The sequence below is a fragment of the Ensifer sp. Root278 genome (genome assembly GCF_001429285.1).
Classification (GTDB): domain Bacteria; phylum Pseudomonadota; class Alphaproteobacteria; order Rhizobiales; family Rhizobiaceae; genus Ensifer.
The window spans coordinates 21,706-33,989 of the sequence record NZ_LMJJ01000015.1; the positions used below are offsets into that span (position 1 = coordinate 21,706).

The following is a 12,284-nucleotide window of genomic DNA, read 5'->3' on the forward strand; positions in this document are numbered from 1 at the left end:
ACTGCAACCGGAGCATTGCCTCGTGCATCTTCAGTTGGTTAGAGCGCGGGGCACGTCCCGCCCTTCAGCACGTCGGCGCAGTTCGGCGAGCGGCGGAAGTCGTCATAGAACAGCGTCCAGTCGGTCGTATCGGCAGCCCGATAGGGGCCGAACTTGAAGTACTGATTCTTGCCGAGCCCCTTGTCGGCGTGGCCGACATGCCCCGCCACCGTGATGATCGGCTTGCCGTTGGCGAAGAGTTCGATGCGTCCCGTGCCACCGGCCCCCGGCAGCGTGTAGATCGCGAAGTCGATCCAGCCGGACTTCGGATCGGGCAGCGGATTGCCATGGTTGGTCACCTTGATGGCATCCGTGCAGGCGTTGAACAGACTGCCGTCTTCCGGTTTCCAGTTGCTGTCGGCGGCGACCAGCATACGCATCTGGTTGACGCTAGGCCGCCCCCACACCGGGATCTCGCCAGGCCTGCAGTTCGCCGGCGTACCTTCCGGGCCGGATGAGAGCGGCGCCATGTAATTCGTCTCCACCGTGACGAAGAGTTTGCCCGCCTCGAGGCGCAAAGCAAGGAACGGACTGAAATCACCTTCGGCGCCGGGATCGATCTCACGCTTCCATTGGGCGATCAGATAACGATGATCCTCCTTCGGGACCGGATCGGCGAACTTGACCGCGAAACCATACCAGACCCCCTGGTCGTAGGGCACGCGCAGCGCCGTCTTCTCCCAGATCTCGGCTCGCTCGCTACAACCGTCGAGGGAATCCGGACAGGTCGGAACGACGCTCAACTTGAGTGCGCCTTTGCCGGTGTGCGTCACCTGGTTTTGAAATTCCACCGTGCCCGCACTCTGCTCGAAGTTATCGCGATAGTAGAGCCCGCCTTCGGGTGCGAAATTCTGTCCCTCGAAGCCGTCTGACAGTTTGCTTTCCCACGGCTGCGCCATCGCGCCTCCGGCCATGGTGATGCTGGCGGCGACAAACACGGCTCGGAACATTCTTCCCCCTATTGAAGCATCTTGTCGATAAGGCCGCGCGGCGGCTGAAGCGGACGAGTATTGCGGTGAAGCAGCATGACATGTTCCGCCTCGGAAAGTCCATCCTGCAACACATCGTCGAAGCGCTCATCTGCTCTGGCAAGCAACGCTGCATCGTTGGGGTAGAGAATCGTGAATTTCTGCCGCACTCCGCGCAGTTTTTCCTGGCCGAGCGCCGTCCAATCTCCGCCGCAGTAATTGACGAAGGCCTCGCTGGCGACGACGCTATGCGCATATTTCTTGGTGAGGTTCTGCAACCGCTGCACTTCGTTAACGGCCGAGCCGAAGGCGGAGAAGGTCAGCCGGTCGCGCAGCCCGACATTGCCGAACATCACGTTGCCGACATGCAGCCCGATGCCGTAGCCGATGGGATCGCGGGATTGCTTGCGCCGTTCGCCGTTCAGCATCTCCATCCGCGCCGTTGCTGCGCGCACGGCGGCAAAGGCCTCGCGGGCGGCAAATTCGGACGGTTCCTTATGGCGCCCACACGGATAGACGGCGATGAACCCGTCGCCGACGAAGCTCAGGATATGGCCGCCATTGCGATTGAAGGGCGCGGCGATCGCGTCGAAATAGGTGTTCAACGTCTCGATATAGGACTGCCGCCCCTCCTTCTCCGCCAGCATCGTCGAGCGACGCATGTCGGCCATGACCAGGATCGCGCGCACGGTTTCGCCGTCGCCGCGGCGGACCTGGCCGCTCATCACGCGCCGGCCGGCACTGGAGCCGAGATAGGTGGTCAGCATATTGTCGGCGAGCTTTCCGAGCACCGCCATCTTCGCGGCGACCGCCAGGTGGTGTTGAAGCTTGAGCAACGCCCCGATCACATCATCGGTGAAGCCGCCATGGCGGTCCGTCGTCCAGGATCCGACCATGCCATGCCCCGAATCGGCGCCGAGCGATTGCATGAAGGCCAGATAGTCCGTGGCGCCCATCTCCTTGAGATCGTCGAAGATCGGGAACTCGGACGGCGTATCCTGGTAAAGACGCCGCCGGACATGCTCGAGATTGTTGTTGAGCAGATAGTAGTAGGGGCTCTGCAGGAAACGCTCGGGATTGAGCGCCAGCTCTTCGTGCCGAAGGCCGCTTACCTCGACGCCCTTGCCGCGGATCCAGGTAAAACCAAGCGCATCATAAAGCGGATGCAACATCGAAAAGGAGAGATGGACGCGCATCAGCGGCAGGCCGGCGGCAGCGAGCCGCTCGCAAAAGCCTTTGACGATCGTTTCCAGCGGCGCGTCGCTGAGCGACGTCCGCATAAGCCAGTCGGCAACCTTGTCGATGAGGATTTCGGATACGTTGTCGTTCGTCGGGGCCATTTCGCGTCCTCACCATGACAGACCGTCCCGCGTCAGCATCCGGAGACGACGAACGCCCCGGCAAGTTGCCGGTCCATGTTCGCGGTGGATGATGATGAGCCGTGCCCGTTAAGAAAATGCTCCAACCGATTCCGGCGTCGATGACGTGCAGGCACCCGGAATGCGGCACTTATATGGTGCAGATATTGATGCCACCCGGCGATTTCCAGAGGCCGGGCAAAGTTTTTCTCGCATGATGTTTTGATAGAGAGCTCAAAGGCCTGTCCTTCGGCGTGACGCAGTGCCTCGCTTGACTTGGAGCTTGTTTCTCTCCAACAAACCACGACATGTTCGCGCGGCGCCACCCGTCTGCCCACGAGATCCGGAAAGCAAACTTGACCTCACCTCATTTCGAAAGCCTGCTCTCGTCCATCTCCGCCTCGAACGCCAAGGTCGGCGTCATCGGTCTCGGCTATGTCGGCCTGCCGCTCGCCATCGCCGCTGCTCGCGCGGGTTTTGCCGTCATTGGATTCGACATCGACCCCACCAAGATCGTCGCGCTCGACGCGGGCAAGTCCTACATCGCCGCCGTATCGGACGCCGCGCTCGCGAAACAGAGCGGTGCCGGCCGCTTCCGCTCGACGACGGACTTTCAAAAGCTGGCGGACTGCGACGTCATCATCATCTGCGTGCCGACGCCGCTTACCAAGCACCGCGACCCGGATCTTTCCTTCGTCGAAAAGACGTCACGCGCGATCGCGGCGACCCTCAGGCCTGCACAACTCGTCGTCCTGGAATCGACCACCTATCCCGGGACGACCGACGGCGTCGTGCGCACCATCCTCGAGGAAACCGGGCTCAAATCCGGCAGCGACTTCTTCGTCGGCTTTTCGCCGGAACGTGAGGATCCCGGCAATCCGACCTACGAAACGGTCAGCATTCCAAAGGTCGTCGCCGGCGATGGACCGCAGGCTTCGGCCTTGATGGAACGGTTCTATGCAGCCGTGGTGAAAACCGTCGTGCCGGTCTCCTCCAACGCCACGGCGGAGGCCGTGAAGCTCACCGAGAACATCTTCCGCTCGGTCAACATCGCCCTCGTTAACGAATTGAAGATCGTCTACGAGGCCATGGGCATCGACGTCTGGGAAGTGATCGAAGCGGCGAAGACCAAGCCGTTCGGCTACATGCCGTTCTACCCCGGACCGGGGCTTGGCGGCCACTGCATCCCGATCGACCCCTTCTACCTCACCTGGAAGTCGCGGGAATACGAGCTGCCGACGCGCTTCATCGAGCTTGCCGGCGAGATCAACTCGGCCATGCCGCGCCATGTGGTCAGCCGCCTCGCCGAGGCACTCGACCGCAAGGCTGGCAAGGCGCTCAGCCGTTCCAACGTCCTCGTCGTCGGCCTCGCCTACAAGAAGAATGTTCCGGATATTCGCGAAAGCCCGTCGCTGCGCCTGATCGAGTTGATCGAAGAGCGCGGCGGACGCACTTCCTATCACGACCCCTACGTCGCCGAGATCCCACCGACACGCGAACACGGTGCTTTGAAGGGCCGGCGATCGGTCACGCTCGACGCACAAACAGTCGCGACATTCGATGCCGTGCTGATTGCCACCGATCACGACCAGGTGGATTACGCGGCCCTTGCCGCTTCCGCCTCGCTCATCGTCGATACGCGCAACGTGTTCTACCGCAACAGACTGACCGGCGAGCATATCGTCAAGGCTTAGTCCGCCCGGCCCACCACGGCTGAAACAGGCGGCACTTGCGGCGTCTTGCTAGGCGGTGCTTACGCGCGCCAGCGCGGCCTTGAGCTTGCTTGCCGCCACCGCGTAGCCGCCCGACGCGCCGTCGACGAAATGCATGTGATCCCGTGTCATCGGCGTCGGCACGATGCATGTCATCAGCGCCGAATCCTGTTGATGCAGGCCATAGTGCACGACATCTATGGCCTCTGCCTGCCTTAGCCTCGTCTCGATCCGTTCGAGCCGTTCAGTGCTGATGTCGATCGTCATTTTCAGCCCGTCGTCGAACTTGCGGAAATCCGTGTTGTCGGCGAGGTCGCGGCGGTAGCGGTTTGTGTCGAACGAGCCCAGATTCCAGCCCAGCCGGAGGCAAACAAACAGAACCAGCGTCTGCACGGTGATGAAGCAACGGGGAAGAAAGCGCCGTCCTTTCGGCGCCACGGCCCGCGTCTCGGCTTCAATGCCCTTGAAGGAGAACCGTGGCCTCGGCCCAAGTTCGGGAACAGGATGGCCATTGCGTTCTTCCTCGTCGGCCAATGCGACGATATCGGCGATCAACGCCTGAAACTCCGGCCCATTGCCCTTCGGCCCCGGCACGGCGATGATCGAGGCAATGGCGCCGTGGCGGGACTCGATCGGGTTCCAGCGACAGGAAAGCCCGGTGAGGTCGGGCCGGCTGCCAGCCGCCGCGGCGCCGACGGGATAGCGTCCCGCCTTCATCTCCGCTTCGGCCCAACTGGCGCCGCCGCCCGCAAACATCGCGTAGGAAACCTCTTCGCTCGCCTTGAAGCGGGCGACGCGCATATCGAGGCCGTTGGCGCGGATATCGCTGACCGGCACCAGGGCGGCGCGCAATTCGAGCCCGAGTTCCTCAGCGACCCAGGTCTTCACGGCGGCGAGTGCGTCGCGTGCGCGGTCCGTCATCGGCGCCGGCAGCGCGGCGAGCGCGCCGTCTCCCCCGAAAACAAAGGGCATCGACTTTTCTTCGAGCGCGTTCATCAACGCCGAAATGACGCTGGCGCCTGCCATGTTCACAGTTTTGTAGCGGCCTTCGGCGATCGCGCCGGTGGAGTTGACGATGTCGGCAACGGCGAGAAGCCAGCCGTCCGGCAGCGGACGATAATTCGCCTCGTCCGCGACCCCTTCGAACGCATCGAAGAGAGGTACGCTGTCATAGAACCGCCCGTCTGCTGCCTCAACCATGCGTGACCTGTTCCCTACGTTACTGCGTTCGATAAATAATCCACGTAACAGCGCAAGGAAAAGTTTCATGTGCTGTTGCGAAGGCCTCGCCATCGATCCGGCGCCCCCCGCTGAAATGCGGTTTCGTCGGACGATTTCCAACCGGGCGCTCTTGGCGACGCTAAGGTTACTTTCCAAATAATAACCCATGGCATTGCAGGGGTGTGGCCATTGTGCTTGTTTAACAGTCACACAAGGATCAAAATGGTCCGAGCGTGCGTAGTGAAGCCGAAACTGAATGCGTGACGACAACTTTCGAGTGCGGTTCTGGGGCGTAAGAGGAAGTTTGCCGGTATCCGGCCAACAATACGTCGCCTATGGGGGAAATACATCCTGCATCGAGATTCGATGCGGCAAGGATGTATTGCTCTTCGATGCGGGGTCGGGGTTGCGCGAGGCCGGTTACTCGCTGATCGCCGAAGGCATCGACCAATTCGACCTTTTCTTCACCCACAGCCACTATGACCACATCATCGGCCTTCCCTATTTCAAGCCGATCTACAAGTGTCAGAACTCGGTACGCTTCTGGTCCGGCCATCTGCACGGCACGATGACCACGAAGGAAATGATCCGCGACTTTATGCGCCCACCGTGGTTCCCAGTGGACCCGGATATCTGTCAGGCAAGCCTCGACGGCCTGGATTTCAAACCCGGTGACGTGCTGACGCCACGGGCGGGAATCACGGTCCGCACGGCAAGCCTCAGGCATCCGGGCGGCTGTGTCGGGTACCGCGTCGAATGGAACGGGCGCGCCGTCGCACTCGTCTACGACACCGAGCACGAGCCCGGCATTCTCGATCCCGCGGTTCTCGATCTGATCGCCGGCTGTGATCTGATGGTCTACGACTGCACCTATCTCGAAAGCGAGATGGATCATTTTCAGGGCTTTGGGCACTCGACCGGCATGCATGGCGCCCGGCTGGCGATGGCCGCCGGTGTCAAGCATCTCGCCATGTTCCATCACGATCCGTCCCGCACCGACGAGGCGCTGGCCGCGATGGAACGCGACGTTCAGGCGACGTTCGCCGGCGCCTTTGCCGCCCGCGACGGACAGATCATCGAGCTGTAATCTCGCGGCCGGCAAGCCAACGGCAGGCCGGATGTCCGCTGGTCGCCGCAAAGAGCTTTTCGAGGAATGTCCAGACGCCCTCGTCGTGAACGAGGTGATGCGTCAGCACGCCGATCGTGCGGCCCTTCTGCTCCGCTCTCTCCTCGACGTCGCCGGTCACCTGCCGAAGCCTCGCAATGATGTCGGAGACGATCAGTGCATGGTCGCGGCAACCGCGCGTCCCGCGCCAATCCATGACATCGACATGCGTGTTGACGAGCTTGAACGGCGATGGTTTCTCCGGCCCGAAGACCGAGAGCACCTTGAAACCGATGTCGGGCAAGCCGTCGAGAAGCGTGTTGTCGATCCGGTTCCACGGGGGAACGAGCATCGGCACGAAGCCGCCCGGGAAGAGCGTCCGCAAGCGGTCATAGCCGAGTTCGAGTTCGTGGAGCACCGTGGCGCGCGGCCGGTGCGCGCCAAGCTCCTGCTTCTTTTCCGAAGGCGGCGCATGATTGCGATGCGCCCACCCGTGCACGGCAATGCTGACATCTGCGAGCCCGCCAAGGCGGCGCGCGAGCGCCTCGCCGGTCTGGGCTGGCGGAACGGCCAAAACGACCGGAAGAGCGTGTCGGTCGACCAGCGACAGCAGCCGATCGAGCGCCCGCGTCGGCTCGGCTGCGTCGTCGTCACGCAGCCAGAAATCCACCGGCCGTCCCGACGCTTCAATGCGATCGAGCTCCGCAGCAAGGCGCTGCCAATGGATTTCCTCTGTCATTTCGGCGTCTCCAGAAATTCATCGAAAATCGAGCGAAGCCGTAGGGCGGCTGCCGGAAACGAGCGCTCCTCATGAACGAACCGTCGGGCGGCTGCGCCCAATCGCCTGCGGCCGGCCGGATCCTCGATCAGGTCGCGCACCGCCGCCGCATAGGCGCCGATATCCCCGTCCGGCGTCAGCAGCCCAGTCTCGCCGTCTCTCACCACTTCCGGCACGCCGGCCGTTCGTTGCGCAACGACCGGCAGGCCCACAGCCTGCGCTTCGAGATAGGCAAGCCCGTAGGCCTCGCCGCAGCCGGGCCACACGTAGAGATCAGTGCTGGCAAGAATATCCGGCAGGTCGGCTGCATCCTTTTCGCCAAGCCACATCAATCGCTCGGGAGGCAAAGTCGCAAAGGCCCCGATGACCTCGTCGCGGCAAGGTCCGTCGCCGACGATCGTCAAGGTCCAGGCGGCGTCGGCAACACGCGTCAGCGCCTGCGCCAGCATGCGGTAGCTATTCATCTTGTCGCCGCTGCGCATCATCGCGACCACGACCAGCCGGCAGGGGGCATCGGCTGATGGCTTGCTCTCAATGAACGGCGCAGCGTCGATGAACGGCGCAAGCATCGCGTGGCGGCATGAGGGAGCGGCTTCAAGAAGGCCGTCGCGGTCGCGGCGCGTCAGGCAGATGTTGACGGCCGCCTGCGAAATCCCCGCAAGAACATGGCGTTGGGCAATCGCGCGGACACCTTCATTCCGCCGCATCGAGTATGACGCTTCCGCCGTCGCATAGGGAATGGAGAACTCGCCCGCGAGCCCGGGGCCGAGAAGGTCGGGCGCCTTGTAATAGGGATGGTAGCAGAACCAGAGATCGGGAACGCCCTCGCTCTGCCAGAGTGTCCGAAGGCGCGCGGTTTCGGTTTCCGCCGCAAGCTCAAGTTCGCGGAAATCCTGATCCGATGGCTTGGCCATGAAACTGCGCAGATCCGATGCAATCGCAACCTCGTGCCCACCGATCCGCAGTGCCGCGATCAGCATGCGGGCCATCAGCCGGTCGCCTGACGGCACCGGGTGATCGGGCGATTTCAGCGGTGCATAAAAGGCGATCTTCATCCGCAGCGAGCTATCGTGCCTCCGCCCGAGACTGTCAACCAATGGGTTTCCGTACGCACAACCGGTTCGTCAGTCGATCGGCAGATCATAGTAATCGCGTCGGATAAGTCTAAGCGTGCGATCCGGTTCAATGACGTAGGTCTCCTGAACGAAACTGTTGCCGCTCGTGAAGCGGTGCGGGACGATGCTGCCCACCGGCGCCTTCGTCAGCTTCGTGCGGGGCTGTCCACCATAGGTGATGCTGCCCGGGATCGGCTCGATATCTGGCGTGGTACAGCCGGAGAGCATCAGAGCGAAAAGGCAAAGAAAGGCTGCCGACCGCCTCACAGGCGAGTTGCATTTCATAGCGACCATTTCGAGACCTCCACATCTCGCGAGAACACGTGCGCCGCACGCCTATGGCGCGGTGGCCGCCGACCTGTTTTCGACTTTCGCCGCGACCGCGTCAGCGTCATGGGCGTCCAGCAGGCTGTAGGCCACATAGTACTTATAGATGTTGCTGACATATTGAACCGTCTCGCGCCCGACGATCGCGGCGGCGGCATTTTCGACATTGCCGAACCAGAGGTTCGGATCGAGCCCCATATCCTTGGCCTTTGCCCGGAACTTGCGCAGGTTCCCAGGCCCGGCATTGTAGGCCGCGAAGGCAAACAGCAACTGATCTCGCGGGGTCACGGCCGGGTCGTTGATATAGGTATCGACGAGGAAGCGCAGATACTTGGATCCAGCTTCGACATTCAGATTCTCGTCCTTGTCGATGCCGTGGATGTTGACCGCCTTGTCCGCTGCGGTCGACGGCAGGAGCTGCATGATGCCGACAGCACCGCGATGGCTGCGCCTGGACTGATCAAGTTGTGATTCCTGGTATCCTTGCGCCATCAGCATCAGGTGGTCGAAGGAATAGGTCTTTCCGTGATTGCGGAAGATCTCGACCAGCACTTTGAAGCGTTCGACATCCGCCGGATCATAGGCGCGCTTCAGCATCTTGTCGCCCTTGTAGTAGGTGTTCTTCAAGATGTTGCCGAAGGTGGTGCCGACCTTGTGAGACTTGACGAAGTCGTCGAGGACGGCCTTGAGCTTCGGGCTGTCCTTGCGGATCGCTCAGGCGATTTCGCCATGATCGGACACAGCAATGTCCTCCCGCACCTTGAGGTCGGTGAAGACCTGCGACCAGATGTTCGCCTTGTACATATCGACGACCGTCCACGGCAGCAGGCCGGCATTGATCATCTCCAGGACGTCTTCGTCCTCCAGGTTCTCATCCATGTCCTTCAAGACAACAGGCGGGCGGCCGGACTTCTCGAAACCGGCACTGAGGGCCGCAAGGTGCTCGTAGTAGCTGCTCGAGCGGCGCACATGGATTTCCTGTCCGCTCAGGTCATCAAGACTGGCGATTGCGGGCGCGGATGGGCCGGTGACGAGAACCTCCCTGGCTTCGTCGTAGAGCGGCGCCGTGAAATCCATCTTGGCAAGCCGTGTTTCGGTGATCGTCAGGTTCGCCATGACGATATCGCCGAGACCTTCTTCCAGCGCCGACAGAAGTCTCGCCCGCGGCATCGGTACGAAACCGACGCGAATCTTGTCGGTCTGCTTCTTGCGGTCCTTGTTGAGCTCGTTTTCGAGCGCCGTCCCAAATTCAACAGCCGTGCCCAATTGCTGGCCGCGGTCGATAAAATAGATCGTCTTGCTGAACGGTACGATGATGCGGATCACACGTCGCTTTTCCATCCCGTCGAAGTCGTCCGTGTGCGGAGCGAGCATCGACCGAACGAATTGCTCGTTCGATTGCGCCAAGGCGCTGCCGCCCGCGAAGAACACGAGAAGCAAGATCCCGAACAGAACGCGTTTCATGGTCGGCCTCCCCCGCCCCTGGAAAACCTGTTGGCGAAATCCTATTCCTGCGGCGGGCCACCTTCGCCGAGCGCTGCTGCGGCATTCTTCTTGGCTATGGCATCACGGGTCGCGGCAGCGGCCGCCGCAGCTTGCTGCTGCTCGTCGCCCGCCACCTGCACCGTCGGCGAAGCGAAATTGATGCCGTTTTCCTTGAAGGCTTCCTTGATCATGACCTGGGCCCGACGTCTGACCTGGGTCTGATTTCCCGGCTTCGTCTTCATGGCGAAGCTGAGCGTCATCCCATAATCGCCAAACTGTTCGACGCCTTTCATCTTGACCGTTTCCAGGATCAACGGCCCCAGTTCGGGATCCTCGAGCAGCTTGGCCCCGATACCTTTCACCACCTTCTTTACCTTCGCCACATCGGTATCGAACGAAACGTTGATCATGAATTTGTCGATCACCCAGTCGCGGCTCATGTTCTGGACCGCACCCAGCGAGCCGAACGGCACGGTAAAGACCGGGCCCCGATGGTGCCGGAGCTTGACCGAGCGAATGCTGAAGGATTCGACCGTGCCCTTGTAGCTGCCGCTCTGGATATATTCGCCCACCCGGAATGCGTCATCCGTCATGTAGAAGATGCCGCTGATGACGTCCTTGACCAGCGACTGCGATCCGAAGCCGAGTGCGACACCGAACACGCCGGCGCCGGCGATCAGCGGACCGATTTCGACGCCGAGGCCGGAGAGAACCATCAGTACCGCCACGACGGCGATGAAAATCGCGAGGAAGTTGCGCAGGATCGGCAACAGGGTCAGCATGCGCGTGTTGCGAGCCAACTCCGCCGGATCGTTGGCCGCCGCATGCGCCTGCGTCAGGCGCAGGCTGATGAAACCCTTCACCAGTTGCCAGACGAGATCCGCCGCCAGCAGAATGACGACGCCGGCGAGCGCCCCGCGGAAAATCCGATTGAAAACATCATCATGCATCATCGCCGTCGCGTTGACCTTGAACACGACTCCCAACCAGGCGGCCGCGAGGGCGATGATCAGCAGACGGGCGCCCCGCTCGATCAGGACGTTGCGCATCACCCTGAGATCATCGGCGGCGTCGGCGTCCAGCATCGTCTTCGTGAAGGCGCTGGTGAAGCGCAGCAGTGGCGGCAGGCCAATCACATAGAGACCGATCCAGAACAGGACCTCCATGCCCGCGACCCAGAGCAGCCACAGCACGATGAGGAAAGCGACCAGCAGCACATTGCTAACCACGCGGCGCGAGCCGGAAACCGCGCCAATAGGTCGCCGCAAAGCCGTTGCGATCGCCAGGACCAGGACTCCGAGCCCGAGGATCGCCGTAACCAGTTCGCGCACATCCGCGGATATGGCAAGCGCCAACATCGCATCACCGACGCCCCAGACGAGCGCGGCGGCACTGATCAGCCAGAGAGAATGACGATACCAGAAGCCTGCCTCGTCTGCGGTCAGAGACAGATAGCCGCCACGGGCGTCGGCGCTCTCCTCGCCTTCGCGACCACCTTTCAGGACGGCGGATGCGATGATCATCAGCAGGCGAGCGCCGATCCAGGCTCCAAGCAGCGGCGCGATCGTCGCCTCAAGCAGCTTTGGCCATTCTGCGAAGGCAAGCACTGACATGCTGGCGGCAGCAAAGACGACGAGCGGCAGAACGCGTGCCAACATGGTCCGCGCCGGTCCTGCCAACGCGGCCCCTTGCAGGCTACGCCGCAACAGCCAGCGCAGCAGATATTCGGCACCGTAGCCGATCAGGAGAATGAAGAAGAAGCCCTTGAGAACGGGCGCCCTGCCGTGGCTCTCCATCACGCCGGCCAGCCGATCCCGCCCCGCCTGCATTTCCGGTAGAACGCGCGGCACGGCATCGCGAATGCCGGTCAGCCGCCGCCTGATCTCGGCGGTCCAGCGCGCGACGACGCCCGCAGCCGGCGCTTGGGCAGCCGGTGCCGGAGCCGGCTTCGCCGACAGCCATTGCTTCACTTCCGGGTCATCAAGAAGCTGGATCAATTGCTGAACCTTCGCAGGCGGAGCTGCGGGCACCGCCTCCTGCGCAAACCCCTCGGAAACGGGACAGAAAATAATTGAAAGAAACGCAAGAAGGCCGAATACCGGCCCCAGAAAACGACGCGACGACCCGACACAGCCCATTCTTACCACCCCCAGGGATCATGCCGGCCCCGACCGGC

At 62.1% G+C, this 12,284-nt stretch carries 11 protein-coding genes; 2 read left to right on the forward strand and 9 right to left on the reverse strand.

All coding sequences use genetic code 11. The features are described 5' to 3' along the window. Positions 1-38: 38 nt before the first annotated feature. Complete coding sequence (locus tag ASE60_RS14655) at positions 39-989, reverse strand: polysaccharide lyase (protein WP_057251303.1); 951 nt, start codon at positions 987-989, stop codon at positions 39-41. A gap of 8 nt (positions 990-997) precedes the next feature. Continuing rightward, positions 998-2,347, reverse strand: a complete 1,350-nt coding sequence (locus ASE60_RS14660; protein ID WP_057251304.1) for an adenylate/guanylate cyclase domain-containing protein — start codon at positions 2,345-2,347, stop codon at positions 998-1,000. Between the two features lie 374 nt (positions 2,348-2,721). Between ASE60_RS14660 and ASE60_RS14665 the strand changes: the two genes are divergently transcribed. Continuing rightward, positions 2,722-4,059: a nucleotide sugar dehydrogenase gene (locus ASE60_RS14665; RefSeq protein WP_057251305.1), complete on the forward strand. Its 1,338-nt coding sequence runs from the start codon at positions 2,722-2,724 to the stop codon at positions 4,057-4,059. A gap of 48 nt (positions 4,060-4,107) precedes the next feature. Here ASE60_RS14665 and ASE60_RS14670 read toward each other — a convergent pair whose 3' ends face one another. Next, positions 4,108-5,277: a DUF3095 domain-containing protein gene (locus ASE60_RS14670; RefSeq protein WP_057251306.1), complete on the reverse strand. Its 1,170-nt coding sequence runs from the start codon at positions 5,275-5,277 to the stop codon at positions 4,108-4,110. Positions 5,278-5,554: 277 nt separating this feature from the next. Between ASE60_RS14670 and ASE60_RS14675 the strand changes: the two genes are divergently transcribed. Then, a complete protein-coding gene (locus tag ASE60_RS14675) occupies positions 5,555-6,385 on the forward strand; it encodes an MBL fold metallo-hydrolase (RefSeq protein ID WP_057251307.1) in 831 nt (276 codons plus the stop codon). Here ASE60_RS14675 and ASE60_RS14680 read toward each other — a convergent pair. The 6 genes from ASE60_RS14680 to ASE60_RS14700 form a co-directional block, all read right to left on the reverse strand. Next, positions 6,372-7,142 carry a polysaccharide deacetylase family protein gene (locus ASE60_RS14680; protein ID WP_057251308.1) on the reverse strand — a complete coding sequence of 257 codons (771 nt, stop codon included), beginning with the start codon at positions 7,140-7,142 and terminating at the stop codon, positions 6,372-6,374. The two genes, ASE60_RS14675 and ASE60_RS14680, sit on opposite strands and share 14 nt — an antisense overlap. After that, a complete protein-coding gene (locus tag ASE60_RS14685; RefSeq protein WP_057251309.1) occupies positions 7,139-8,236 on the reverse strand; it encodes a glycosyltransferase family 4 protein in 1,098 nt (365 codons plus the stop codon). Before ASE60_RS14685 ends, ASE60_RS14680 begins: the two co-directional genes overlap by 4 nt. 69 nt (positions 8,237-8,305) lie before the next feature. Next, positions 8,306-8,524, reverse strand: coding sequence for a hypothetical protein (locus ASE60_RS14690; RefSeq protein WP_244495618.1), 219 nt, complete (start codon positions 8,522-8,524; stop codon positions 8,306-8,308). 108 nt (positions 8,525-8,632) lie between these two features. After that, positions 8,633-9,250, reverse strand: coding sequence for a transglycosylase SLT domain-containing protein (locus ASE60_RS35655; protein ID WP_244495615.1), 618 nt, complete (start codon positions 9,248-9,250; stop codon positions 8,633-8,635). Between the two features lie 87 nt (positions 9,251-9,337). Then, on the reverse strand, positions 9,338-10,087 hold the full coding sequence (locus tag ASE60_RS35660) for a transporter substrate-binding domain-containing protein (RefSeq protein ID WP_244495616.1): 750 nt from the start codon (positions 10,085-10,087) through the stop codon (positions 9,338-9,340). A 41-nt stretch (positions 10,088-10,128) separates the two neighbouring features. Beyond that, positions 10,129-12,246: a mechanosensitive ion channel family protein gene (locus ASE60_RS14700; RefSeq protein WP_057251310.1), complete on the reverse strand. Its 2,118-nt coding sequence runs from the start codon at positions 12,244-12,246 to the stop codon at positions 10,129-10,131. Positions 12,247-12,284 lie beyond the last annotated feature (38 nt).

Bases quoted from the DNA above. Each gene is read 5' to 3' on its own strand.
- ASE60_RS14700 (WP_057251310.1), bottom strand. From the start codon at position 12,246: ATGGGCTGTGTCGGGTCGTCGCGTCGTTTTCTGGGGCCGGTATTCGGC.
- ASE60_RS14675 (WP_057251307.1), top strand. From the start codon at position 5,555: ATGCGTGACGACAACTTTCGAGTGCGGTTCTGGGGCGTAAGAGGAAGT.
- ASE60_RS14685 (WP_057251309.1), bottom strand. From the start codon at position 8,236: ATGAAGATCGCCTTTTATGCACCGCTGAAATCGCCCGATCACCCGGTG.
- ASE60_RS14680 (WP_057251308.1), bottom strand. From the start codon at position 7,142: ATGACAGAGGAAATCCATTGGCAGCGCCTTGCTGCGGAGCTCGATCGC.
- ASE60_RS14660 (WP_057251304.1), bottom strand. From the start codon at position 2,347: ATGGCCCCGACGAACGACAACGTATCCGAAATCCTCATCGACAAGGTT.
- ASE60_RS14655 (WP_057251303.1), bottom strand. From the start codon at position 989: ATGTTCCGAGCCGTGTTTGTCGCCGCCAGCATCACCATGGCCGGAGGC.
- ASE60_RS35660 (WP_244495616.1), bottom strand. From the start codon at position 10,087: ATGAAACGCGTTCTGTTCGGGATCTTGCTTCTCGTGTTCTTCGCGGGC.
- ASE60_RS14690 (WP_244495618.1), bottom strand. From the start codon at position 8,524: ATGCTCTCCGGCTGTACCACGCCAGATATCGAGCCGATCCCGGGCAGC.
- ASE60_RS14670 (WP_057251306.1), bottom strand. From the start codon at position 5,277: ATGGTTGAGGCAGCAGACGGGCGGTTCTATGACAGCGTACCTCTCTTC.